Here is a 24,281-nt window from a genome sequence, read left to right as displayed (position 1 = left end):
TGACTGCCTGCAACCATTTAAAATTTTAGAGGATAACCGAATGACCGCACCGCGCCATGTGTTTTATATTTCCGACCGTACCGGCCTGACTGCTGAAAATATCGGTGAGGCACTGCTGAATCAGTTTGGCAGAATCGAATTCAAACGCCACACCTATCCTTTCATTGATACGCCTGAAAAAGCGCGTACCGTCGTCGAAATAGTCAACCGCAACGCTCAGGAAAACGGTTTGCGCCCGATTGCCTTCGTCAGCGTCGTCAATGACGAAATCCGTGAAATCATCAAAAAAGCGGGCGCTTTCCATATCAATTTTTTCGAAACCTTCCTCGGGCTTTTGGAAAAAGAACTCAACACCGAGGCGGTTGCTGCCGAACAGGGGCACCACAGTATCGGCGATACGCAACGCTATGATGCGCGTATGGAGGCGGTCAATTTCTCGCTCAACCATGACGACGGCGTCAGCGATAAAAACCTGAAAGAAGCCGATGTGATCCTGATGGGCGTATCGCGTTCAGGCAAAACGCCGACCTGTCTTTACCTTGCTCTGCAATACGGCATCCGCGCCGCCAATTACCCGCTGATTCCCGACGATTTGGAATCCACCGACCTGCCGCGCATGGTCAAACCTTACAAAGACAAGCTGTTCGGCCTGACCATTCAACCCGAACGCCTGCAGGCCATCCGTCAAGAGCGCCGTCCGAATTCGACTTATGCCAAAATCGATACCTGCCGCAGTGAGATTTCCGATGCGCAAAATATGTTCAAACGCCATGGCATCCCGTTCACCAATACGACGGATAAATCGGTGGAGGAACTTGCCGTCCATATCCTTCAAGCCTGCAAATTGAAGCGGCGTTTTTGATTTTCTTAAAGTATGAGCAAGTGGTCGTCTAAAAAGCAATTTGGTGTTTCAGACGACCTCTTGTTTTCTATCGTTCAGTCTAAATAGATTTCTAGTTCTTTGTAACTATAAACAATCATCAATAATATTTACATTTCGAAATAAAAAGAGTAAGGTTGCCTTGCTTTTCGGGCTTTCCGTTGGCTTTTGAACCGTAAACAATCAAATTTGAGGAAGAAACATGAAAAAATTATGGATACTTGGCGCATTGGGCTTGAGCATGGCGGCGCAGGCGCATGATTTGTGGGTGTCGGCTCCGGTGCGTTTAGATTCGGGCAGTACGTTGAAAGCGGATTTGGGTTACAGCCATGATTTCCCGAATGTCGAAAAAATCGCCGACGACCGCGTGCACATTTTCAAACCGCTGCAATTGACGGACAAATCCGGAAAAACGATCGATTTGACGAATAAAGGCGAAAATTACCAATATGTTTCCAAATCCCGCCTGAAAGACGGCTCGTATTGGGTCGGCGCGGTGTACAAACCGACGTTCTGGTCGCAAAACAGCGAAGGCTGGAAACAGAAAACCTTGAAAGACCTGCCCGGCGCGACTTATTGCGAACAGGCTCAGATGTTCGGCAAAGCGTTTTTGCAAGTGGGTGGCGCAGGCTTGGATGAAAGCGTATTGACCCGTCCGGTCGGTCATGAATTGGAACTGGTGCCGCTGAAAAATCCGAATGAAGTCAAGGTGGGCGGTCTGCTGCCGATTAAAGTGCTTTATAAAGGCAAGCCGTTGGCAAAAGCGACGGTAACGGCAAGCTCGGATACGCTGGCGGAAATGGATTTGGCGGCTACGCACGACCACCGCGAGCCGCAAGGTTTTTCAGGGAAAACGGATAAAGACGGCGTCGTCAATGTGATTCCTTTGATTGAAGGTTTGTGGAAAATCAAAGCCACCCATCAGGCGGATTATGCCGATAAAAGTGTTTGCCAACAAGACAATGCCTATGCAACACTGATTATGCCCGTCGGAACGAAACGCGCGGCTGAACGGCATGAACACCATCATCATCAACACTAATTGAGTGTGAAAGATCGAAAAGGTCGTCTGAAAAAGTTTTCAGACGACCTTTCTTTATATAGTGGATTAAATTTATAGTGGATTTACAAACCTAATGCCTCAGCATGAAACTCGATATGCGAGTCGATAAAGCTGGCGATGAAGAAATAATCGTGTCCGTAGCCGGGGCGGACTTTATATTGCACGTTAAAGCCGTTGGCGCGGGCGGCATTGACGAAGGCTTCGGGTTGTAATTCGTCGGGGAACAGCGGATCAATGCTGCCTTGGTCGATGAGTATCGGCAGCTTGCGTGAGGTCGTCTGAACGAGCGATGCGCTGTCGTAAGCCTGCCAAGCCTCCGATTCCGCGCCCAGATAGGCGGCAAACGCCTGCTTCCCACCCCGGCTGGCGGTCGGATGGCACAAGGGTGCAAACGCGGAAACGGCGACATAGCGGCTGGGGTTTTTCAGGGCGATGGAAAGCGCGCCGTGTCCGCCCATGCTGAAACCTGCGATGCTGCGTTCTTGGGTGGCGGGGAAATGCCGTTCCACCCAATCGGGCAGTTCGCGGCTGATATGGCTGTACATCTGATAATGCGCCGCCCACGGCTGTTCGGCTGCATCGACGTAAAATCCCGCGCCCTGTCCGATAAATTCGTTCGCGCTGTCGCTAATATGGCTGCCGCGCGGCGAGGTGTCGGGGAAAACGACGATGATGTTCCATTGCGCGGCGAAACGCTGGATGCCGGTTTGGCGTATCAGTTCCGAGCCGTCGCCGTGCAGTCCCGACAAGAAATACAAAACCGGCGCGGGATAGCCTTTCAATACCTGCGGCGGAAGGTAGATGCCGAAGGTCATATCGGTTTGGCAGGTTTCGGAAAAGCAGCGGTATTGTTCTTGATGGCCGTTGAACATTTTGGCGCGTGAAAGCAGGTGTAATTCGTGTGCGGACATAGATAGTATGGCGTGAAAAAAGCGAAGGCATCATCTTAACAGAAAGACCGCGTTACGGGCTTTTAAAAACCTATCGAACGGTATGGTTTCAGACGACATCAATCTATACACAAACTCTGTGGATAAGTTTGTTGATAAGCTTTGGGTAATCGGAATTTTTGCTTTTGGAACAACCCAAGCCTTTCGGTGCTTAAAAAATAGTCAAATAAAATACAATAAAATCAATTAGTTATAAAAATAAAAAATTTCAAAGCCCTTATGGGAAAAATCTATAAGCAAAACAAGCCAATGCGAAATTGTGTATAAAAAGTGATTGACACGCCCGATAAATGTCAGATGAATCGACTCAAAAAGAAAGACTGCGGCGGCTCCCGCATAGGGAAAAACTTCAATCCCCCTGCCTTTCGCGTTACAATACGCGCTTACTTTTTTACACAGAAAAACACACCATGAAAGCCAGCCAATTTTTCATTTCCACCCTGAAAGAAGCCCCCGCCGAAGCCGCGCTTGCCAGCCACAAGCTGATGATTCGCGCCGGTCTGATTAAAGCCAACGCGTCCGGCCTTTATACTTGGATGCCGATGGGGTTGCGCGTGTTGCGTAAAGTCGAAAACGTCGTGCGCGAAGAAATGGCGCGCGCGGGCAGCGTGGAGTTGCTGATGCCGGTGGTGCAGCCTGCCGAGCTGTGGCAGGAATCCGGCCGCTGGGAATTTTACGGTAAAGAACTGCTGCGCCTGAAAGACCGCCACGACCGCGATTTCTGCATGGGACCGACCTGCGAGGAAGTCATCGCCGACATCGTGCGCAAAGAAATCAACAGCTACAAACAGCTGCCGAAAAACTTTTACCACATCCAAACCAAATTCCGCGACGAGGTGCGCCCGCGCTTCGGCGTCATGCGTGCGCGCGAATTCGTCATGAAAGACGCCTATTCCTTCCATGCCGACTACGCCTCGCTTCAGACGACCTATGATGCCATGTACGATGCTTACTGCCGCATCTTCACCCGTCTGGGCTTGGAATTCCGCCCCGTCGCCGCAGACACCGGCAGCATCGGCGGTACCGGTTCGCACGAGTTTCAAGTGTTGGCGGAAAGCGGCGAAGATGTGATTGCATATAGCGACACTTCCGATTACGCCGCCAATATCGAGCTGGCTCCGACCTTGCCGCTCAAAGGCGAACGCGCAGCCGCTCAGGCAGAGCTGGCCAAAGTACACACGCCGAACGTCAAAACCATTGATTCATTGGTTGACTTCCTCAGCATTCCGATTGAAAAAACACTGAAATCCATCGTGGTCGAAGGCGAAAACGAAGGCGAAATCGTCTTATTGCTGTTGCGCGGCGACCATGAGTTCAACGACATCAAAGCCGAAAAACTCGCAGGCGTGAAATCGCCACTGACCATGGCAGATCCTGCCGCCATCCGAGTGCAGTTCGGTGCAAACGGCGGCTCGCTCGGCCCTGTCGGCTTCACAGGCAAAGTCTATGCCGATTTCGCCACCGAAAAAGGCGCAGACTGGGTTATCGGCGCGAATGAAGACGACTACCACTATACCGGCTTCAACTTCGGCCGCGACGCCGCCGAGCCTGAATTCGTCGATTTGCGCAACGTCGTCGAAGGCGACGAAAGCCCCGACGGACAAGGCCGTCTGAAACTGGCACGCGGCATCGAAGTCGGACATGTCTTCCAATTGCGCGACAAATACACCCAAGCCATGAACGTAAACTTCCTTGACAACAACGGCAAATCGCAAATCATGGAAATGGGCTGCTACGGTATCGGTATTACTCGCGTTGTGGCCGCTGCCATCGAGCAAAATAACGACGAAAAAGGTATTATCTGGACCAAAGCAATGGCGCCGTTTGAAGTCGTTATCGTGCCGATGAACTACAAAAAATCAGACTCCGTACGCGAAGCCGCCGACAAAATCTACGCCGAACTGCTGGCCGCAGGCGCGGACGTCCTTCTCGACGACCGCGACGAACGCGCAGGCGTATTGTTGAACGACTCCGAGCTTTTGGGCATCCCGCACCGCATCGTCATCGGCGACCGCGCCTTGAAAGAAGGCAATGTCGAATACGCCGAACGCCGCGACAATCAGGCACAAACCGTGGGCTTGAATGAAATCGCCGGCAAAGTATTGGCTGCATTGAAAGACTAATGACGGTTTAAAACGGATGCAGATGAAAGAAGGTCGTCTGAAAACTGGAAACAGGTTTCAGACGACCTTCATTATTGTGAAATCAGAAGCTTAACGGATGAATGCTTTGCTTCATTCTTGCACGAACCGGCATTCAATCGGACAACTGCCGTTTCAAAAACCAATCGCCGAATGGCCAGTCCACGCTGTCGAGCAGATTTTTGGTAATCAGCCCCAGTTCAGTATCGCCTTCGATTTGCAGTTTGCGGTTGAAAAACAAAGTATCGGGGTCTTCCTCGCGCATCATCATGCGCATAAAGTCGATGCCGTTGGCGGCAAGGCGCAAATCGGGTGTGCCGAAAAAATCCGCATCGATGAATTTTTCGGCATTGGCGGTGAAACGCACCTTGATGCCCGCGTCCAATACGTCGATTTCGAATTTTTTGCCGTCAAATAGGCTCATGTCGGCGGGCAGCAATCCGCGTTTGAGCATGGTGTTGAGGGCAAAAACCAAAGCGAAACGCGGCGGCCTGCCCGGTAATTTACCGCCGATTTTTCCCGCCCATGCGGGCAATACGATTTCAGGCAACGCCATAATATTCCTCCTTCACAGCTTCGATACCGGGCTGGCCATGCCAATAGCCGTCCACCAGCGTGCCGGTGGTCAGTCTTTCCAATTCGGGAAGTGCATCTGCCAGGGCGGCTTTGCCGTCCAATACATCGCGGTGGATACGGACAATTTCCGCCATGCCGTGCATTTGCGGCGACAGGCGCAGCATGTTCACGCCGATTTGCCGCAAATCCTCATGGTGCGGCAGCAGGTTTTGGCAGCCGTAAGACATGGTTTGGATGCCGTTGATGGTTAAAAAAGGCTTGCCCTCTCGGGTATTCATGTCCATGCCTTGCTCGTAATCCAAGCAACGGAATTCGCAGCCGTCTTTGTTCAGGTTGTAATGACGCGCGGTAAAGCAGCGTGAAGAGTACGCCAAAGGCATTTTACCCCAAGCAAACAATTCCGTTTCAATGTCGTCTGAAGCCTTGATGATTTCGGCAACTTTATCACGGCTCAACTCGGACGGCGTAATCCAGCGGTATGCGCCCAGTTTTTGAAATAGCGCCAGCGTGCTTTCGTTGTAAATGTTCAGGCTGGCGCCGGCGACAAACGGAATGCCGTGCTCGCGCGCCAGTTTGACCGCGCCCATATCGTTGGCTTCGACTTTGAATTTTTCCTGCCCCGTGATTTTGCGCAGGCGTTTCAAATCGGATTCGCTTTCCAGCAGCACCTGCGACGACAGAATAATTTCCTTGCCGCTTTCCGCCAAATCTTCCGCCAGGCTGACCCAGTCGGCAAAACGCATTTTCTGGCGGCGCGAACACACCACTTCGCCCAGATAAATGGTATCCACCGGTGCATCCAGCATGGCGGCGTAAAATTCCAGCAGGGCTTCCTTCTGCCAGAAAAACAAAACCGGCCCCAATGATAGTTTCATCGGATTCATTTTCCCTCCCCCTTATTTCCACGGACGGCTGTATGCGCCCAAGGTCGTCTGATGCCCTTCCGAAACCTTGCTCAGCGCGTTGTTCCACACCGGATTGACTTTGAAATGCGCCGGATCGGCAGCGGCCGCGTCCAAAGCCTGCCGCAGCGATTTGGTTACCTGCGCCGTGTACATCGGGCTGCGTTGACGGCCTTCGATTTTGATGGCGGACACACCGATTTTGATGAGTTCGGGCAGCATTTCCAAAACATTCAGGCTGGTCGGCTCTTCCAGCGCGTAATAGGTTTCGTCATTGACTTCAAAACGACCTTTGCACAGGGTCGGATAGCCTGCTGGTTCGTCCGGTTTGTATTGGTCGATTAACACCTGGTTCAGCCGCACGTTCATGCGGTCGGGCAACTGCTCCCAGCGTACGGCTTTGGCAGGCGAACACACGCCTTGCATATTCGGCGATTCGCCCGTCGCATAACTCGATAAAATGCAGCGCCCTTCCACCATGACGCACAAACTGCCGAAACCGAACACTTCGATTTCCACATCCGTATTGTCAATCACATGTTTGACCTGATCCACGGTCAAAACGCGCGGCAGCACGGCACGGCGGATACCGAACAGCTCCTTCATCATATTGATGGCTTCGTAATTGGTCGCCGAACCCTGCACCGACATGTGCAGCCTCAAATCAGGATGACGCTCGGCGGCATAAGCCATAATCGCAGGATCGGCAACGATTATCGCGTCCGCCCCCAGTTGCACCGCCGTATCGACAGCCCGATGCCACCGCTCGATTTGCCCCGCCTGGGCAAAAGTATTGATGGCCATCAACACATTACGGCCGCGCGCATGAGCGTAAGCCACCCCTTCCTGCGCCGATTTCATATCGAAATTCAGCCCAGGAAAATTGCGCGCATTCGTCGCATCTTTCAGCCCCATATAAACCGTGTCCGCGCCATTGTCCACCGCCGTCTTCAAAGCGGGCAGGTTGCCGGCGGGACAAACCAACTCAGGGATTTTCGGCATTTTGCGTTCCTCGACTCTTGTAGTTTGTTATTCGAAAATCAATATCTAGTATGATTTCGGGTATTTTAGAGATTTGGACACAAGATATTATGATTTAAATCAATTGTGAAATCAGGTTTGGATAACGTATGTTTTAGTTAACATAATTTAACTATGTTAAATATCAAGCTAATCAGTGGGTTATCTTTTCCAATTTGATAATATGAGATTAGTTATTATCTATTAAATTTATAGATTTTTACAATAAAAGGTCGTCTGAAACCTGTTTCAGACGACGGCGGATTCGCATTTGAAGTGCAACTTTCCATAACAGAAAAAGGCCAGTATGCGGTAGCATACGGCCTTTCCTGCAAGAAAGATTGCCATGAGCTACACACAACTGACCCAAGACGAACGATACCATATCCAATACCTGTCCCGCCACTGCACCATCGCCGAAATCGCCAAACAGCTCAACCGCCACAAAAGCACCATCAGCCGAGAAATCAAGCGGCACTGCATCCAAGGACAGCAATACAGCGCCGATAAAGCCCAACGGCAAAACCGGCTGACCAAACAGCACCGGCGAAAACCCTATAAGCTCGATTCGCAGCTGGTTCAACACATCGACACCCTTATCCGCCGCAAACTCAGTCCCGAACAAGTATGTGCCTACCTGCATAAACACCACGGGATCACACTCCATCACAGCACCGTTTACCGCTACCTCCGCCAAGACAAAAGCAACGGCGGCACTTTGTGGCAACACCTCAGAATATGCAGCAAACCCTACCGCAAACGCTACGGCAGCACATGGACCAGAGGCAAAGTGCCCGACCGCGTCGGCATAGAAAACCGACCTGCTATCGTCGACCAGAAAACCCGCATCGGCGATTGGGAGGCCGACACCATCGTCGGCAAAAATCAGAAAAGCGCGTTATTGACCTTGGTCGAACGCACTACCCGCTACACCATCATCTGCAAATTAAAGAACTTAAAAGCCGAAGACACTGCCCGGGCGGCCATTAGGGTATTAAAGGCATATAAAGCCAGAGTCCACACCATCACCATGGATAACGGCAAAGAGTTCTACCAACACACCAAAATAGCCAAAGCCTTGAAGGCGAAAACCTATTTTTGCCGCCCTTACCATTCTTGGGAGAAAGGGCTGAATGAGAACACCAATGGACTCATCCGGCAATATTTCCCCAAACAAACCGATTTCCGAAACATCAGCGATCGGGAGATACGCAGGGTTCAAGATGAGTTGAACCACCGGCCGAGAAAAACACTTGGCTACGAAACGCCAAGTGTTTTATTCTTAAATCTGTTCCAACCACTGGTACCCTAGTGTTGCACTTGAAATCCGAATCCAAGGACCTTTATTTAGGCGGAAGCAGACGGCTGCTTGCTTTAAAATTCAACGTGAAATTGCGTTCGCCGCCGTATTCGTCTGCCGTCTCAAACCCGTTTTGCGCATTAAATTGCGTCATTCAGCGCGGCTCGGTTTGTCGGGGTCTGCCGTTTCGGAAACCGACAGCAGCCCGTCAGGACGAAGCAGACAGAGAATTATGGATAAGTATGCAGGTTACCAATCACTTTCTTTATCATCTGATAAATATTTTTGCAATTCAAATTCATATTGTTCTAATTTGTTGTCCAAATCGCTTAAAGCCTGTTTCATTTGGCTGAATTTACTGCTTGCAGAACACAAGCTACTGAAGTTTGACATGGATAATATATCCATATTGGGAGAGAAAAAAAGGTCTACGCTTAAATCCAATATATCTATCGGAATATTAGCATCGTAATCCAACTTTTCTTCTGCTATCACAGCCAATGCTTGGTTTAGATTGTTAATTGCCTGTTTTGCTTCTTGCAAACTTCTTTGGGCACTCGAAGAGGCATAACTAGACCATAGGGATATTGCTTTGCTCTTGGTAAATATGTCCAACAATTCGGTTTTTGCCGTATGATCGGTATCAGTTGATGCTAAGGACAGTTTGTTGTCGGCTATTTGAAGTAATTTTCTTGTGTGCCGAATTTTTTGGAGACGTACCCTGATAATGTCATGGTTCATATGGTTTCCTTTATAGTTTCGAAAGAGGTCCTTGGATTCGGATTTCAAGTGCAACACTAGGGTACCAGTGGTTGGAACAGATTTAAGAATAAAACACTTGGCGTTTCGTAGCCAAGTGTTTTTCTCGGCCGGTGGTTCAACTCATCTTGAACCCTGCGTATCTCCCGATCGCTGATGTTTCGGAAATCGGTTTGTTTGGGGAAATATTGCCGGATGAGTCCATTGGTGTTCTCATTCAGCCCTTTTTCCCAAGAATGGTAAGGGCGGCAAAAATAGGTTTCCGCCTTCAATGCTTTGGCTATTTTGGTGTGTTGGTAGAACTCTTTGCCGTTATCCATGGTGATGGTGTGGACTCTGGCTTTATATGCCTTTAATACCCTAATGGCCGCCCGGGCAGTGTCTTCGGCTTTTAAGTTCTTTAATTTGCAGATGATGGTGTAGCGGGTAGTGCGTTCGACCAAGGTCAATAACGCGCTTTTCTGATTTTTGCCGACGATGGTGTCGGCCTCCCAATCGCCGATGCGGGTTTTCTGGTCGACGATAGCAGGTCGGTTTTCTATGCCGACGCGGTCGGGCACTTTGCCTCTGGTCCATGTGCTGCCGTAGCGTTTGCGGTAGGGTTTGCTGCATATTCTGAGGTGTTGCCACAAAGTGCCGCCGTTGTTTTTGTCTTGGCGAAGGTAGCGGTAAACGGTGCTGTGATGGAGTGTGATACCGTGGTGTTTATGCAGGTAGGCACATACTTGTTCGGGACTGAGTTTGCGGCGGATAAGGGTGTCGATGTGTTGAACCAGCTGCGAATCGAGCTTATAGGGTTTTCGCCGGTGCTGTTTGGTCAGCCGGCTTTGCTTCTGTGCTTTTTCGGCGCTGTATTGCTGTCCTTGGATGCAGTGCCGCTTGATTTCTCGGCTGATGGTGCTTTTGTGGCGGTTGAGCTGTTTGGCGATTTCGGCGACGGTGCAGTAGCGGGACAGGTATTGGATATGGTATCGTTCGTCTTGGGTCAGTTGTGTGTAGCTCATGGCAATCTTTCTTGCAGGAAAGGCCAGTATGCTACCGCATACTGGCCTTTTTCTGTTATGGAAAGTTGCACTTCAAATGCGAATCCGCCGTCGTCTGAAATTTTTTAGATGACCTCTTTTCTCTATGTTAATCAAACCAACTTGCCGCTTAGCCAATCTTCTTCAGGCAGTTTTGCAGTATCTGTACCTCAGACCTGTTCCAAACCCAGTCTGCCACCGCTTTTACCGCCGACTTGTTCGGCTGCGAATTTGACAAAATCTCCGGCTTTCACTTTTCCGGTCATGGCTTTGGATATACCGGCGCACAGCGTATGGCGTAGCCTATGCACGCGGTTGGAAGGGGCTACGGTTTGCTGAAAGTACAGGCTGCTTTTGATAAAGATAGATCGTCTGAAAATTATTTTTCAGACGGCTTTGAGATTACGGGTAATATGGGGATTTCGTTGGATCATGACCCAAGCTGCGTTTGCTGCCGACTGGATTACGATATGGTTTGGAATCATTCGGTAACAACAAAAACCGCGTGCGTGCGTACCGCACACACCCTACACCTCAATCTTAAGGTTTACGTCGCCCGCAGTGGTAGGGTGTGTGGTCTAGCCACGCACGCGGTTGACAGGGGTGCGGGCTACGGCTTGCTTGCCGTAATGTGTGTACTGTCTGCGGCTCGCCGCCTTGTCCTGATTTAAATTTAATCCACTATACGTTTGCCGATTCAGTAATAACAAAAACCTCGGGTGTGCATTGCACATACCCTATTCACCGGTTTTGTTTTCTTGTAATTTATGGCTAGAGCGGAATAGTTGGGCACGCAGTTAGCGGGAGCAGGCTTTTCTACAAATCCGATTCCCCGCCAAACATCTCTTCTGCTAAGGCTTTGGCTTTTTCCAAACCTTCGGGGGTGAGATAGGCGGATTTGGCTTTGCCCCAAGGCTGGCTGATTAGGCCTTGCTCGTGCAGGCTATTGAGCAGGTCAAAATCGTAGCCTTTCCAAAAACGTCCGTCTTCAAATTCCAATGCGCCGATTAGGGCAAGCAGGGCGTTTTCCATTTTTTGGCGGTTATAGGACATAGATTGGAGCTTTCTTGATTTGGATTGATGGGGTCGGGATGTGGAAGGATGCAGTATCGATTCGATAACGGCAGCAATCGCGTGCGTGCGTACCGCACACACCCTACACCTTAATCTTAAGGTTTGCATCGCCCGCAGGTAGGGTGTGTGACATGGCAACGCACGCGGTTTGTGGGAATGCAGGCTACGGCTTGCTTTTAGTTTTATGATGGAGGCAGGTTATTGGTAGTTTCAAAGGAAATAGAATTAAATCAGCATCCCGTTTTCACTAAACTGACTACCGCGCTTGCCGTATTGGTCGGCAAATTCGCCATTGATGATGGCGGAGATGGTAACTTGCGTGATGATTCTCCTATGTTTTCGGATTGGATGGTATCGGGATTTTAGCGGAAAAAGGCCGTCTGAAAACGGGGTTTTGGGTTTTCAGACGGCCTTGCAAAGATTCAGATATTAGCAGGCAGTTGGGAAACTTGGATTTGTAGGTCGGGCATTTATGCCCGACAAATCCCATTTGTAAAGAGTCGGGCATAAATGCTGCTGCCGCGCTTGCTGTAACGGTCGGTAAATTTGCCATTGATGATAGTAAATGTGGTTACTTATTTTATCGAACCTTAAGGAATATATAAAAAATATCTCTTAAGAATTATTTAAGTTTATTTGTAATTTTCCGAATATCGTCAGAAATTTTTTCAACTTTATTAGCAATACTACATAAAGGATTATCATCACCAAGTTTGGTAACACCTTCGTAATGCCCAATGTTCAAAATATACCTATTGTATTCTCGCTCAGTTGCCATTGAATTATTTTTCCAACTAATTTCAACAAAATAGGACTTATCTTTTATATCCGAATATTCAGATAAATAGGTAGATAATCCTTGATTTGGATTTAATACACTTATTTTCTGAAAAGGCAATGTTTCTAATTTTTCTCTTACCCCAGTATTTTCCAATGGAGGATTAAAAGAGATTTCAATATCATAGGCTGTTGCGTTCCCCGTATTATCAATATGCAAATCCATATGCTTCATTGACCATTTATTTATAACCAAAGTAGCAACAATATGTGGCTTGGAAGCATCTGCCATCTTTTTTGTCTCTACTGCAAGAATTTTTGTTACTTTGTAGAGAAATATTGTTGCGCAGGCAGTTATAATTGCTGCAACACCGCTCACAACAGATGAAATTAATTGACCTATATCATTTGTACAATCCATTTATTTTCTCTCCATTTCATTAAGTAGCTTGGATCATGCCTCAACATTTTTTATACTTCACAAAATCTGTTGGGTCGCGCCCCAACCTATGGCAAACGAGGCTTTTCAGGCGGCCTCTTTGCACAAAAGGCAGCCTGAAACTTTCAGGCTGCCTTTCTTACATCAAGCCAGCTTCGCGCCGACCCAGTCTTTCACGCCATCCAATACGGCGGGGAGTTTCTCTACATCCGTCCCGCCAGCCTGTGCCAAATCCGGTCTGCCGCCGCCTTTGCCGCCGACTTGTTCGGCTGCGAATTTGACCAAATCGCCGGCTTTCACTTTGTTTGTCAGCGGTTTGGATACGCCGGCACACAGGGAGACTTTGCCGTCGTTTACTGCCGCCAAAAGAATCACGGCGTTGTCGGATTTTCCGGTTAAATCGGTAACGATTTCGCGCAGGGCGGCTGCGTCGGCTTCGATTTGGGCGGCGACGAGTTTGGCTGCGCCCAAGTCTTTGGCGTTGTCCAAGAGTTTGGCGCCTGCGTGGACGGCGAGTTCGGCTTTGGATTTTGCCAACTCTTTTTCCAAGGCTTTGGCGTTGGCGGCGTTGGCTTGGATTTTGGCGAGTACGTCTTTTTCGGTTTGGGCTTTGACTTCGGCGATGATGTTTTTCATCAGGCTTTCTTGGTTTTGCGCCCATGCCAGCGCGGCAAGGCCTGTGATGGCTTCTACGCGGCGGATGCCTGCGGCGATGCCGCCTTCGCTGATGATTTTAAAGAAACCGATGTCGCCGGTGCGGGCGACGTGGGTGCCGCCGCACAGTTCGGTGGAGTAGTCGCCCATGGTGATGACGCGGACGAAGTCGCCGTATTTTTCGCCGAAGAGCATCATGGCGCCGGATTTTTGCGCGTCTTCAATGGACATGGTTTCGACTTTGACGGGCACGTTGGCGATAATCGCGGCGTTGACGCGGCGTTCGACTTCGGCGATTTCTTCCGCGCTGATGCCTTGCGGATGGGAGATGTCGAAGCGGGTCAGCTCGGCGTTTTGCAGGCTGCCTTTTTGTTCGACGTGTGTACCCAAAACATCGCGCAGGGCTTTGTGCATCAGGTGGGTAACGCTGTGGTTGCGCATGATGCTGTTGCGGATGTCGTTGTCGATTTCGGCGGATACGGCATCGCCCACTTTCAGACGACCTGAAACGACCGCGCCGAATTGTCCGTGTACCGCTGCTTTGATTTTCTGCGTATCTTCGACGCGGAAGCGGTTTTCGCCTGTGAAGATAAAGCCTACATCGCCGACTTGGCCGCCGCTTTCGGCGTAGAACGGGGTTTGTTCCAAAACGACCACGCCTGCTTCGCCTGCTTGGAGTTCATCCACGGCTTCGCTGCCTTTGTATAAGGCGATGATTTTGGTGTCTTGGCTGCGTTTTTCGTAGCCTGTGAATTCGGTGTCCGCGCCTGTGTAGTCCAGTTGCGCGTTGGCTTTGAAGTTTTGCGCGGCGCGGGCGCGGGCGCGTTGGGCTTCCATTTCACGGTTGAAGCCGTCTTCGTCCAAATCGATATTGCGTTCGCGGCAGATATCGGCGGTCAAATCGTATGGGAAGCCGTAAGTATCGTAGAGTTTGAAGATGATTTCGCCGTCCAATTTGTTGCTGCCTTTGGTCAACGCGTTTTCCAGCAAAGCCATGCCGGTTTCCAAAGTTTGGGCGAAGCGGCTTTCTTCGTTTTTCAGGGCATCTTCGATTTGCGCTTGTTTTTCTTTCAACTCGGGATACGCGTCGCCCATCGCTTTGACCAAATCGGGCACGAGTTTGTAGAAAAACGCCTGTTTCTGACCGAGTTTGTAACCGTGGCGCACGGCGCGGCGGATGATGCGGCGCAGTACATAGCCGCGGCCTTCGTTGGACGGCATCACGCCGTCGGCAATCAGGAAGGAGCAGGAGCGGATGTGGTCGGCGATGACTTTCAGGCTTGGTTCTTCCATGCTGAACGGCGCGCCGGTTTCGCGGGCAACGGCTTTGAGCAGGTCTTGGAACAGGTCGATTTCGTAGTTGCTGTGGACGTGCTGCATCACGGCCGCCATGCGCTCCAAGCCCATGCCGGTATCGACGGACGGTTTGGGCAGCGGATTCATATTGCCTTGCTCGTCACGGTTGAACTGCATGAACACGCAGTTCCAAATTTCAATCCAGCGGTCGCCGTCTTCTTCAGGGCTGCCGGGAATGCCGCCCCAGATTTCTTCGCCGTGGTCGTAGAAAATTTCGGAGCATGGGCCGCAGGGGCCGGTGTCGCCCATCTGCCAGAAGTTGTCGGATGCGTATTTCGCGCCTTTGTTGTCGCCGATGCGAACGATGCGCTCGGCAGGCATACCGATTTCGTTCAGCCAGATGTTATAGGCTTCGTCGTCTTCGGCATACACGGTCGCCAAGAGTTTGTCTTTGGGCAGGTTCAGCCATTCAGGAGAAGTCAAAAATTCCCAAGCAAAATGAATCGCATCGCGTTTGAAGTAGTCGCCGAAGGAGAAGTTGCCCATCATTTCAAAGAAGGTGTGGTGGCGGGCGGTGTAGCCGACGTTTTCCAAGTCGTTGTGTTTGCCGCCTGCGCGTACGCATTTTTGCGCGGTGGTGGCGCGGGTGTATGGGCGTTTATCAAAGCCGAGGAATACGTCTTTAAACTGGTTCATACCGGCGTTGGTAAACAGCAGCGTCGGGTCGTCGTGCGGCACGAGCGAGGAAGAGCGGACGATGGTGTGGCCTTTGGATTCGAAGAATTTTAGGAATTTTTGGCGTAGTTCGGAGGTTTTCATGATGTTTCGATGTCTCTACTAAAAAGGTTTCAGACGACCTTCCCGGCCGTATGTAATTGTGGAAAGAAAATGGGTGCTATATTACCGCAAAACCTTGTTTCTAGCTATTGAATCAGGGACTTTCAGACGACCTTCCGACTATCGCCCCAATGGAAATTGCTATCAGATAGTGCGTGCCTGATTTATAATCCCTTACTTTCCCTTCCACCCGATATGCAAGGAATGATAATGACCAAACATCTGCCACTCATCGCCCTGACCGCCGTCATGCTCGCCGCCTGCGGAGGTTCGGATAAAAATACCTCCGACAAAGCGGGTCAGGCGGGAAACCAAAATGTATTGAGGATTTACAACTGGTCGGAATACGTCGATCCCGAAACCGTCGCCGATTTTGAAAAGAAAAACGGTATCAAGGTAACTTACGACGTGTACGACAGCGATGAGACGCTGGAAAGTAAAGTATTGACCGGAAAATCAGGCTACGACATCGTCGGCCCGTCCAATACCTTCGTCGGCAGGCAGATTAAGGCAGGTGCTTATCAAAAAATCGACAAATCCCTGATTCCCAACTATAAAAACCTCAACCCCGAATTGATGAAACTGATGGAAGGCGTCGATCCGAGCCACGAATACGCCGTTCCGTTTTATTGGGGAACCAATACCTTCGCCATCAATACCGAGCGCGTGAAAAAAGCCTTGGGCACGAACAAACTGCCGGACAACCAATGGGATTTGGTGTTCAACCCCGAATACACATCCAAGCTCAAACAATGCGGCATCAGCTACTTGGACAGCGCGGCGGAAATTTATCCTATGGTGTTGAACTACATGGGTAAAAACCCCAACAGCAACGATACCGAAGACATCAAAGCGGCAACCGAGCTGCTCAAGAAAAACCGCCCCAATATCAAACGCTTTACCTCGTCGGGCTTCATTGACGACTTGGCGCGCGGCGACACCTGCGTCACCATCGGCTTCGGCGGCGACTTGAACATCGCCAGACGGCGCGCCGAAGAAGCGGGCGGCAAAGAAAAAATCCGCGTCATGATGCCCAAAGAAGGCGTGGGGATTTGGGTGGACTCCTTCGTTATCCCAAAAGATGCGAAAAACGTCGCCAACGCCCACAAATACATCAACGACTTCCTCGACCCCGAAGTCGCCGCGAAAAACGGCAATTTCGTCACCTATGCCCCTTCCAGCAAACCCGCACGCGAATTGATGGAAGCCGAGTTCAGAGACGACCGCACCATTTTCCCGAGCGACGAAGATTTGAAAAACAGCTTCATCATGGTCCCTATCCAGCCTACTATTTTGAAATTCATGGTCCGCCAATGGCAGGGCGTCAAAGCCGGCAAATAATTTGATACGGATGGATTAAAGGTCGTCTGAAAACTGGAAATACAGGTTTTCAGACGACCTTTTGTTTGGATTTTACAGCAATCCTTCTATCGGCAGGATGGAGAGGATTTTGGAGGTAACGCGTTTCCAGAATTTGGCTTCCGGCTCGGCGGAGTAGGTTTTCTGGGTGGCGGGGTCGTACCAGTGCAGTTTGTTGTATTTGTCGAGGGTAACCTGATAGGCGTATTGGGGGGTGGTATTGACGAGGGTGCGCTGCATTTCGCCTGCGATTTTGGGGCTTTCGAGGACGACGCCCATTTCAGTGTTGAGTCTGGCGGAGCGCGGGTCGAGATTGAATGAGCCGATGAAGACGCGTTTTTCGTCCACGATGAAGGTTTTGGCGTGCAGGCTGGTGGCGGAGCTGCCGGTCAGACCGCGGTCTTTGGTGGTGGGGACGGCGTGGTTGGGTTGCAGCTCGTAGAGTTTGACACCGGCTTTGAGCAGGGGCTTGCGGTATTTGACGTAGCCTGAATGGACGGCGGCGACATCGGTCGCTTGGAGCGAGTTGGTCAGGACGGTTACGTCCACGCCGTTTTTGACGAGTTGGTCGAGCGCGCGCACGCCTGATTTGGTGGGAACGAAATAGGGCGAAACGAGATAGACGCTTTTTTCGGGCGTTTTCAGGGCGTTTTGCATGCGGTCGAAAATGGGCGGTTTGTGGCGGTCGCGGTCCAGCCCTTTGGCGGGGTCGTCGCTGATCAGGCGGGTGTGGACGCTTTGCCAGTCTATGCTGTTGCTCTGCATTTTTTTGTAGAGTTCGGAATTTTCGATGCTGCTGCGGTAGCGGCTGAGGGTTTCGTTTTTGTCTTTGTCGTTGTAACCCAGCTCTTGGAAGCCTTTTTCGATATCGCCTTTTTTGATGATGCTGGCGACAGTGTAGGAGGAATGGCTTGCCCAGTAACGGTCGAAGTCTTGGGAAACTTCGGTCACGACGCGGCCGGTGGCGAGGATGTCGAGGTCGGCAAAGATGGTGTCTTCGCCGACTTTAAAATATTCGTCGCCGATATTGCGCCCGCCGAGGATGGTGGCGCGGTTGTCGGCGGTGAAGGATTTGTTGTGCATCCGGCGGTTGAGGCGCGGGAAGTCGGTCAAATAACCCAGCGCGCGCCATTTGCGGCGGACGAAGGGGTTGAACAGGCGGATTTCGATATTGGGATGGCTGTCGAGGGCGAGCAGGACGTTGTCCAGACCGTTGGTGTTGTTGTCGTCCAGCAGCAGGCGCACGCGCACGCCGCGTTCGGCGGCACGGTGGATCAGGTTGAACATGAGCTTGCCGGAGATGTCGTTGTGCCAGATGTAGTATTGGAGGTCTAGGGTGTGGTCGGCGGCTTCAATCAGGGCGGCGCGGGCGACGAAGGCTTCGTGCGCGTCGTTGAGCAGATAGACATTGGAAATATCGCTGCCGGTTTGGGTAGGGGCGGTATTGAGCAGGGCATCCATGCGCGGGGCGGAACGGATGTCGAGGTAGTGGCTCTCAGGGCGCTTGTCCAGTGAGGGCAGGCCGGCGCAACCTGTCAGGAAAACCGGAAGCATAAGGATGAGATGGATTTTTTTCATTCTTGAGGGTGTTTCAGACGACCTTCTCACTGAATCGGTGTTTTTATTTAGAAGGGTCGTCTGAAAAGAAGTTCGATGTTTATACGGTTCGCATTTTAACCGAGAACAAAGCCGACCGGATTGTTTTTCAGGTCGGCTTTGTGTCTAAACATGGATGCCGTCGATTTCGGCGTACCGTTTTGCTTTTTCTTCCTCGTTTAAAAACGAGGCTTTGAACGAGTTTTTGCACAAGGTGCGGATGTCTGCTTCATTCAAATCCAATGCGTCGGCAAGTTCGATGAAATTTTGGTTGAGGTAGCCGCCGAAGTAGGCGGGGTCGTCTGAATTGACGGTAACCAATACGCCGCACTCAAGCATACGGCGCAGGTTGTGCCGGGACAGGTCGCTGACGACTTTGAGTTTGAGGTTGCTCAAGGGGCAGACGGTCAGGGGCATTTGCTCGGCAATCAGGCGCTGCATAAGGGTTTCGTCTTCTTCGGAGCGCACGCCGTGGTCGATGCGGACGACTTTCAGCAAATCCAACGCTTCCCAAACGTATTCGGGTGGGCCTTCTTCGCCGGCATGGGCGACGGCGGGAAAACCTTGGGCGCGGGCTTGGGCAAAGACGCGCTCGAATTTCGAGGGCGGGTTGCCGAGTTCGCCCGAATCCAGTCCGATGCCGTCGATATGTCGTCTGAAAGGCTGCGCTTGGGCAAGCGTTTCAAACGCGGACTCTTCGCTCAAATGCCGCAGGAAACACATAATCAGCCTGCTGGAAATGCCCCATTTTTCCTGCGCTTCCAGACGTGCACGGGTAATGCCGTTGATGACGGTTTCAAACGGTACGCCGCGCGCGGTATGGGTTTGCGGGTCGAAGAAGATTTCGGTGTGGACGACGTTGTCCTCGCGGCAACGGACGAAATAGGCGGTGGTCAGGTCGTAAAAATCCTGCTCGTGGAGCAAGACCGCCGCCGCAGCGTAGTAAATATCGAGGAAGGACTGGAGGTTGTGAAAATCGTAAGCACGGCGCACGGCGTCCACATCCGCATAGGGAATGGAAACGCCGTTGCGCCCGGCGATGGCGAACATCAATTCCGGCTCGAACGTGCCTTCGATATGGACGTGCAATTCGGCTTTAGGCAGGGCGCGGATTAAGGTGTGTACGGTCATGGGCGACACCCGCTCGGTCAATAGTGGCGGCGGCGGAAGTAGAACATTCCTTCGCTGTCGAGTTCGAGGATGTAGCGGCCGTTTTGAACGGCGGCATAGCCGCTTTTGCCAGCTTGATAGGGTTGCAGGGCAGCGTGGGAGAGGAGGTAGCCGGTTAGTTTGTCGCCGTCTTCGGCGATGTTGCCGACCAGTTTGGCAAACAAGGCATGGCATTTGCCGTTTTCAGTCCAGCCCAAAGGCTCGCCTTTGTCGCCGGTTTCCATACATTTGCCGCTGATGACTTCCAAATCGTTGGGGTGGTTGCCGATCAGTTGGATGACGTTTTGTTCGGACAAGCCGTTAATCGGATAGCTGATTTGTTTTTTGCCGTCGTTGGTTTTGCCTTCGCTGCTTTGACCTAAATCCAAGCCTGCGATGGCGTTGTTGTCGATGTATTTGACTTTAAATACGGGTTTGGGCGCGGCTTCGGCGGCATTTTGGGCGGGCTCGGCCGGGGCTTCGGATTTGCCGCAGGCGGCGAGCAAAAGGGCGGATAAGAGAATCGGAAAGGCTTTCATCGGATATTCCTTGTTTTAAACAGGAAAAGGTCGTCTGAAAATAGTGGGCTGCTTTTTCAGACGACCTTTTGAGATTTACTTCAATGGGCGGATGCCGACGGCGTCGCGTACTTGGTCCAGCAGTTCGCGTGCTTCTTTGCGCGCTTTGGCGGCGCCCACCTGCAGGATGTCTTCGATTTGCGAAGGATTTGCGGTCAGCGCGTTGTAGCGTTCGCGCGGTTCAGCCAGCTCGGCGTTGATTTTGGCGGCCAAGAGTTTTTTGGCTTCGCCCCATGCCAGACCTTCAGCCAGCATTTGCGTAAACGCTGCGGTTTCAGACGGCGTGGAGAAGGCTTTGTAGATTTCAAACAAAGGGCTTTCGTCGGGCTGTTTCGGCTCGCCCGGCTCTTTCATGTTGGTGATGATTTTGTTGACCGATTTTTGGGTTTTCTTGTCGTTTTCCCAAAGCGGAATGGTGTTGCCGTAGGACTTGGACATTTTGCGTCCGTCCAAGCCGACCAAGAGTTCGACGTTTTCGTCGATTTTCACTTCGGGCAGGGTGAAGACTTCTTTGAAGCGGTGGTTGAAGCGACCGGCGATGTCGCGCGCCATTTCGACGTGTTGGATTTGGTCGCGGCCGACGGGCACTTCGTTGGCGTTGAACATGAGGATGTCGGCGGTCATCAGGATGGGGTAGCTGTACAGGCCCATTTCTACGCCGTGGTCGGGGTCTTCCTGATTGTTTTCAGCGTTTGCCTGCACGGCGGCTTTGTAGGCGTGGGCGCGGTTCATCAGACCTTTGGCGGTGATACAGGTCAGAATCCAGTTCAATTCCATCACTTCGGGAATGTCGCTTTGGCGGTAGAAGGTGGTGCGCTCGGGGTCGAGTCCGCAGGCAAGCCAAGTGGCGGCAACGGCCTGGGTGGATTGGTGAATCATCTCCGGCTCGTGGCATTTGATGATGCCGTGGTAGTCGGCGAGGAAGAGGAAGGATTCGGTATCGGGGTTTTGCGCCGCGCGGACGGCGGGGCGGATGGCGCCGACGTAGTTGCCCAGATGCGGGATGCCGGTGGTGGTTACGCCGGTGAGGACGCGTTTTTTGCTCATGGGAATATCCTTAAATGAAATGGCTCAAGGTCGTCTGAAAATGAAATAGGGATGGATTATACCTGATTCCCAACGAGTTTTCAGGCGACCTTTTTATAATTGGCATATGGACTTATTCACAGCTTTTTTTATTAAATTTTCTTTAAAAACATAAAGATATTATTTTTTCAATATTTTCTTAGATTTTCCCCCTTGAGTTATCCACAGGCGGCACTATATAGCATTCATTAGAATGATATTTCAAAAGAAAAGGAAACCTAAAGATGAGATTCGATAAATTAACCGCCAAATTCCAACAAGCCCTTGCAGAAGCTCAGAGTTTGGCGTTGGCTGCGGACAGCAGCTATCTGGAAGCGGGCTTCGTACTGAAAGCCCTGCTTGACGATCAAAACAGCGGAGCCGCCGCGCTCTTGGCTCATGCGGGCGTGAACGTGCCGCAGGTGAAACAGCGTTTGCAGCAGCATTTAAACAGCCTGCCGAAAGTGTCCGGCCAGGGCGGCGATATTCTGCCCAGCCGCGAATTGCAGGCGGTGTTGAACCTGATGGACAAAGCGGCAACCAAACGCGGCGATGCCTATATCGCCAGCGAACTTTTCCTGCTTGCCTTGGTGCAGCAGAACGATGCGACCGGCAAAATCCTGAAAGAAGCCGGTGCGACCGAACAAAATATCAATGCCGCGATTGACGCGGTACGAGGAGGACAAAACGTGAACGATGCTAATGCCGAAGACCAACGCGATGCGTTGAAAAAATACACGCTCGACCTGACCCAGCGCGCCCGCGACGGCAAACTTGACCCCGTTATCGGCCGTGACGACGAAATCCGCCGCGCGATTCAGGTGCTGCAACGCCGCACCAAAAACAACCCCGTGCTGATCGGTGAACCGGGCGTGGGTAAAACCGCTATCGTCGAAGGCTTGGCACAACGCATTGTCAACGGCGAAGTGCCTGAATCCCTGCGCAACAAACGCCTGCTGGTTTTGGATTTGGCGGCATTGATTGCCGGTGCGAAATACCGCGGCGAATTTGAAGAACGCTTGAAAGGCGTATTGAACGATTTGGCGAAAGACGACGGCAACACCCTGATTTTCATCGATGAAATCCATACTTTGGTCGGCGCAGGCAAAACTGACGGCGCGATGGACGCGGGCAATATGTTGAAACCGGCTTTGGCGCGCGGCGAACTGCACTGCATCGGCGCGACCACCTTGGACGAATACCGCCAATACATCGAAAAAGACGCGGCACTCGAACGCCGCTTCCAAAAAGTATTGGTCGGCGAACCCAGTGTGGAAGACACCATCGCCATCCTGCGCGGTTTGCAGGAACGTTACGAAATCCACCACGGCATCGACATCACCGACCCCGCCATCGTTGCCGCCGCGGAATTGAGCGACCGCTACATCACCGACCGCTTCCTGCCCGACAAAGCGATTGATTTGATTGACGAAGCCGCCAGCCGCATCAAAATGGAGTTGGACAGCAAACCCGAGCAGATGGACAAACTCGACCGCCGCATCATCCAGCTCAAAATGGAAAAAATGCACGTTGCCAAAGAAAGCGACGACGCCAGCAAAAAACGTTTGGAACTGATAGACGAGGAAATCGACGGCCTGCAAAAAGAATACGCCGATTTGGACGAAATCTGGAAAGCCGAAAAAGCCGCGTCTTCCAGCACCGCCGACATCAAGAAACAGATGGACGACATCAAAGTCAAAATCGAGCAGGCCAAACGCCAAGGCGACTTCGCCCGCGCGTCTGAGCTCGAATACGGTGAGTTGCCGAAATTGGGTGCACAGTTGCAGGCGGCGGAAAGCAACCCCGACGGCAAAAAACAAAACAAACTCTTCCGCACCGAAGTCGGCGCGGACGAGGTGGCCGAAATCGTATCACGCATGACCGGCATTCCTGTGTCCAAAATGATGGAAGGCGAACGCGACAAGCTGCTGAAAATGGAAGAAGTATTGCACCGCCGCGTGGTCGGTCAGGACGAAGCCGTGCGTGCCGTGTCCGACGCCATCCGCCGCAGCCGCTCCGGCCTTGCCGATCCGAACAAACCTTACGGCAGCTTCCTGTTCCTAGGTCCGACCGGCGTGGGTAAAACCGAGTTGTGCAAAGCCTTGGCAGGCTTCCTGTTTGACAGCGAAGACCACCTCATCCGTATCGACATGTCTGAATACATGGAAAAACACGCCGTTGCCCGCCTGATCGGCGCGCCTCCGGGCTATGTCGGCTACGAAGAGGGTGGCTACCTGACCGAACAAGTCCGCCGCAAACCGTACAGCGTGATTCTTTTGGACGAAGTGGAAAAGGCCCATCCCGACGTGTTCAACATCCTGCTGCAAGTATTGGATGACGGCCGCCTGACCGACGGACAAGGCCGTACCGTGGACTTCAAAAACACCGTCATTGTCATGACTTCCAATATCGGCAGCCAGCACATCCAACAAATGGGTACGCAGGATTACGAAGCCGTGAAAGAAGCGGTGATGGAAGAAGTGAAAGCCTACTTCCGTCCTGAAATGATCAACCGCATCGACGAAGTGGTCGTGTTCCACGGACTGAATCAGGAGAATATCCGCAACATCGCGAAAATCCAGCTCAAAGGCTTGGAAAAACGCCTAGAAGCGCAGCACCTGCACCTGAAAGTGGACGATGCCGCCTTGGATTTGATTGCCAAAGCCGGTTTCGACCCCGTGTACGGCGCACGCCCGCTCAAACGCGCCATCCAGTCGGAAATCGAAAACCCGCTGGCCAAAGCCCTGCTCGAAGGCAAATACACGCCCGACAGCACGATTCATGTGAAAGAAGAGGGTGGCAAGCTGGTGTTTGCTTGATTTGAGTGTAGATTGAGATAAAGTG

Annotated in this window: 20 protein-coding genes; 7 read left to right on the top strand and 13 right to left on the bottom strand. The window is 51.6% G+C overall.

The genetic code is table 11. From position 1 onward, the window contains the following. The first annotated feature begins 40 nt into the window (after positions 1 to 40). Complete coding sequence (ppsR, locus tag MON37_RS05470; RefSeq protein WP_039405830.1) at positions 41 to 862, top strand: posphoenolpyruvate synthetase regulatory kinase/phosphorylase PpsR; 822 nt, start codon at positions 41 to 43, stop codon at positions 860 to 862. 220 nt (positions 863 to 1,082) lie between these two features. Continuing rightward, a complete protein-coding gene (locus MON37_RS05465; protein WP_039405833.1) occupies positions 1,083 to 1,922 on the top strand; it encodes a DUF4198 domain-containing protein in 840 nt (279 codons plus the stop codon). Positions 1,923 to 2,005: 83 nt separating this feature from the next. Here the strand turns inward: MON37_RS05465 and fghA are convergent, their stop codons facing one another. Continuing rightward, positions 2,006 to 2,854, bottom strand: coding sequence for an S-formylglutathione hydrolase (fghA, locus tag MON37_RS05460; protein ID WP_039405838.1), 849 nt, complete (start codon positions 2,852 to 2,854; stop codon positions 2,006 to 2,008). A 449-nt stretch (positions 2,855 to 3,303) separates the two neighbouring features. Between fghA and MON37_RS05455 the strand changes: the two genes are divergently transcribed. Continuing rightward, positions 3,304 to 5,016: a proline--tRNA ligase gene (locus MON37_RS05455; protein WP_039405841.1), complete on the top strand. Its 1,713-nt coding sequence runs from the start codon at positions 3,304 to 3,306 to the stop codon at positions 5,014 to 5,016. 133 nt (positions 5,017 to 5,149) lie between these two features. Here the strand turns inward: MON37_RS05455 and ubiT are convergent, their stop codons facing one another. Genes ubiT through ubiU form a run of 3 tightly spaced genes read right to left on the bottom strand, consistent with a single transcriptional unit; the run spans position 5,150 to position 7,514 of the window. Next, entirely contained in the window at positions 5,150 to 5,590 is a 441-nt protein-coding gene (gene ubiT / locus MON37_RS05450) for a ubiquinone anaerobic biosynthesis accessory factor UbiT (protein WP_003765348.1), read from the bottom strand. After that, the gene (locus MON37_RS05445; RefSeq protein ID WP_039405845.1) at positions 5,577 to 6,494 is read right to left on the bottom strand and encodes a U32 family peptidase; all 918 of its coding nucleotides are present in this window, start codon (positions 6,492 to 6,494) and stop codon (positions 5,577 to 5,579) included. The genes ubiT and MON37_RS05445 overlap by 14 nt, the downstream gene beginning before the upstream one ends. 12 nt (positions 6,495 to 6,506) lie before the next feature. After that, positions 6,507 to 7,514, bottom strand: coding sequence for a ubiquinone anaerobic biosynthesis protein UbiU (ubiU, locus tag MON37_RS05440; RefSeq protein ID WP_003780356.1), 1,008 nt, complete (start codon positions 7,512 to 7,514; stop codon positions 6,507 to 6,509). Positions 7,515 to 7,878: 364 nt separating this feature from the next. On the opposite strand from ubiU, the gene MON37_RS05435 reads away from it, so the two are divergent. Next, positions 7,879 to 8,844, top strand: coding sequence for an IS30 family transposase (locus MON37_RS05435; protein WP_242883652.1), 966 nt, complete (start codon positions 7,879 to 7,881; stop codon positions 8,842 to 8,844). Positions 8,845 to 9,081: 237 nt separating this feature from the next. On the opposite strand, the gene MON37_RS05430 is transcribed toward MON37_RS05435, so the two are convergent. Continuing rightward, the gene (locus MON37_RS05430) at positions 9,082 to 9,573 is read right to left on the bottom strand and encodes a hypothetical protein (RefSeq protein ID WP_039410857.1); all 492 of its coding nucleotides are present in this window, start codon (positions 9,571 to 9,573) and stop codon (positions 9,082 to 9,084) included. A gap of 56 nt (positions 9,574 to 9,629) precedes the next feature. After that, positions 9,630 to 10,595: an IS30 family transposase gene (locus MON37_RS05425; RefSeq protein WP_242883703.1), complete on the bottom strand. Its 966-nt coding sequence runs from the start codon at positions 10,593 to 10,595 to the stop codon at positions 9,630 to 9,632. Between the two features lie 350 nt (positions 10,596 to 10,945). Between MON37_RS05425 and MON37_RS05420 the strand changes: the two genes are divergently transcribed. Beyond that, on the top strand, positions 10,946 to 11,284 hold the full coding sequence (locus tag MON37_RS05420; RefSeq protein ID WP_242883802.1) for a hypothetical protein: 339 nt from the start codon (positions 10,946 to 10,948) through the stop codon (positions 11,282 to 11,284). Between the two features lie 145 nt (positions 11,285 to 11,429). On the opposite strand, the gene MON37_RS05415 is transcribed toward MON37_RS05420, so the two are convergent. The 3 genes from MON37_RS05415 to alaS form a co-directional block, all read right to left on the bottom strand. Continuing rightward, a complete protein-coding gene (locus MON37_RS05415; protein ID WP_003742120.1) occupies positions 11,430 to 11,666 on the bottom strand; it encodes a DUF6429 family protein in 237 nt (78 codons plus the stop codon). A 643-nt stretch (positions 11,667 to 12,309) separates the two neighbouring features. After that, positions 12,310 to 12,885 (bottom strand): hypothetical protein, encoded by a 576-nt coding sequence (locus MON37_RS05410; protein WP_039410045.1) that lies wholly within the window; start codon positions 12,883 to 12,885, stop codon positions 12,310 to 12,312. A gap of 162 nt (positions 12,886 to 13,047) precedes the next feature. Continuing rightward, complete coding sequence (gene alaS, locus MON37_RS05405; RefSeq protein ID WP_039410047.1) at positions 13,048 to 15,672, bottom strand: alanine--tRNA ligase; 2,625 nt, start codon at positions 15,670 to 15,672, stop codon at positions 13,048 to 13,050. Positions 15,673 to 15,900: 228 nt separating this feature from the next. Here alaS and MON37_RS05400 point away from each other — a divergent pair, with 228 nt between their 5' ends. After that, a complete protein-coding gene (locus tag MON37_RS05400) occupies positions 15,901 to 17,031 on the top strand; it encodes a polyamine ABC transporter substrate-binding protein (RefSeq protein ID WP_156122160.1) in 1,131 nt (376 codons plus the stop codon). 72 nt (positions 17,032 to 17,103) lie between these two features. On the opposite strand, the gene MON37_RS05395 is transcribed toward MON37_RS05400, so the two are convergent. From MON37_RS05395 to trpS, 4 genes are all read right to left on the bottom strand, one after another. Next, complete coding sequence (locus MON37_RS05395; RefSeq protein WP_039410049.1) at positions 17,104 to 18,627, bottom strand: phospholipase D family protein; 1,524 nt, start codon at positions 18,625 to 18,627, stop codon at positions 17,104 to 17,106. A 144-nt stretch (positions 18,628 to 18,771) separates the two neighbouring features. Then, positions 18,772 to 19,776: an adenosine deaminase gene (locus MON37_RS05390; RefSeq protein ID WP_029609550.1), complete on the bottom strand. Its 1,005-nt coding sequence runs from the start codon at positions 19,774 to 19,776 to the stop codon at positions 18,772 to 18,774. Positions 19,777 to 19,793: 17 nt separating this feature from the next. After that, complete coding sequence (locus tag MON37_RS05385) at positions 19,794 to 20,333, bottom strand: hypothetical protein (protein WP_039410050.1); 540 nt, start codon at positions 20,331 to 20,333, stop codon at positions 19,794 to 19,796. 75 nt (positions 20,334 to 20,408) lie between these two features. Further along, positions 20,409 to 21,419 carry a tryptophan--tRNA ligase gene (gene trpS, locus MON37_RS05380; protein WP_039410051.1) on the bottom strand — a complete coding sequence of 337 codons (1,011 nt, stop codon included), beginning with the start codon at positions 21,417 to 21,419 and terminating at the stop codon, positions 20,409 to 20,411. Positions 21,420 to 21,682: 263 nt separating this feature from the next. Between trpS and clpB the strand changes: the two genes are divergently transcribed. Next, positions 21,683 to 24,256 (top strand): ATP-dependent chaperone ClpB, encoded by a 2,574-nt coding sequence (clpB, locus tag MON37_RS05375; RefSeq protein WP_003766015.1) that lies wholly within the window; start codon positions 21,683 to 21,685, stop codon positions 24,254 to 24,256. The last annotated feature ends 25 nt before the right edge of the window (positions 24,257 to 24,281 follow it).

The sequence above is a fragment of the Morococcus cerebrosus genome (assembly GCF_022749515.1).
Lineage (GTDB): Bacteria > Pseudomonadota > Gammaproteobacteria > Burkholderiales > Neisseriaceae > Neisseria > Neisseria cerebrosa.
The sequence above is the reverse complement of the archived record's forward strand: the minus strand, read 5'-3'. Positions and strand labels throughout refer to the sequence as shown.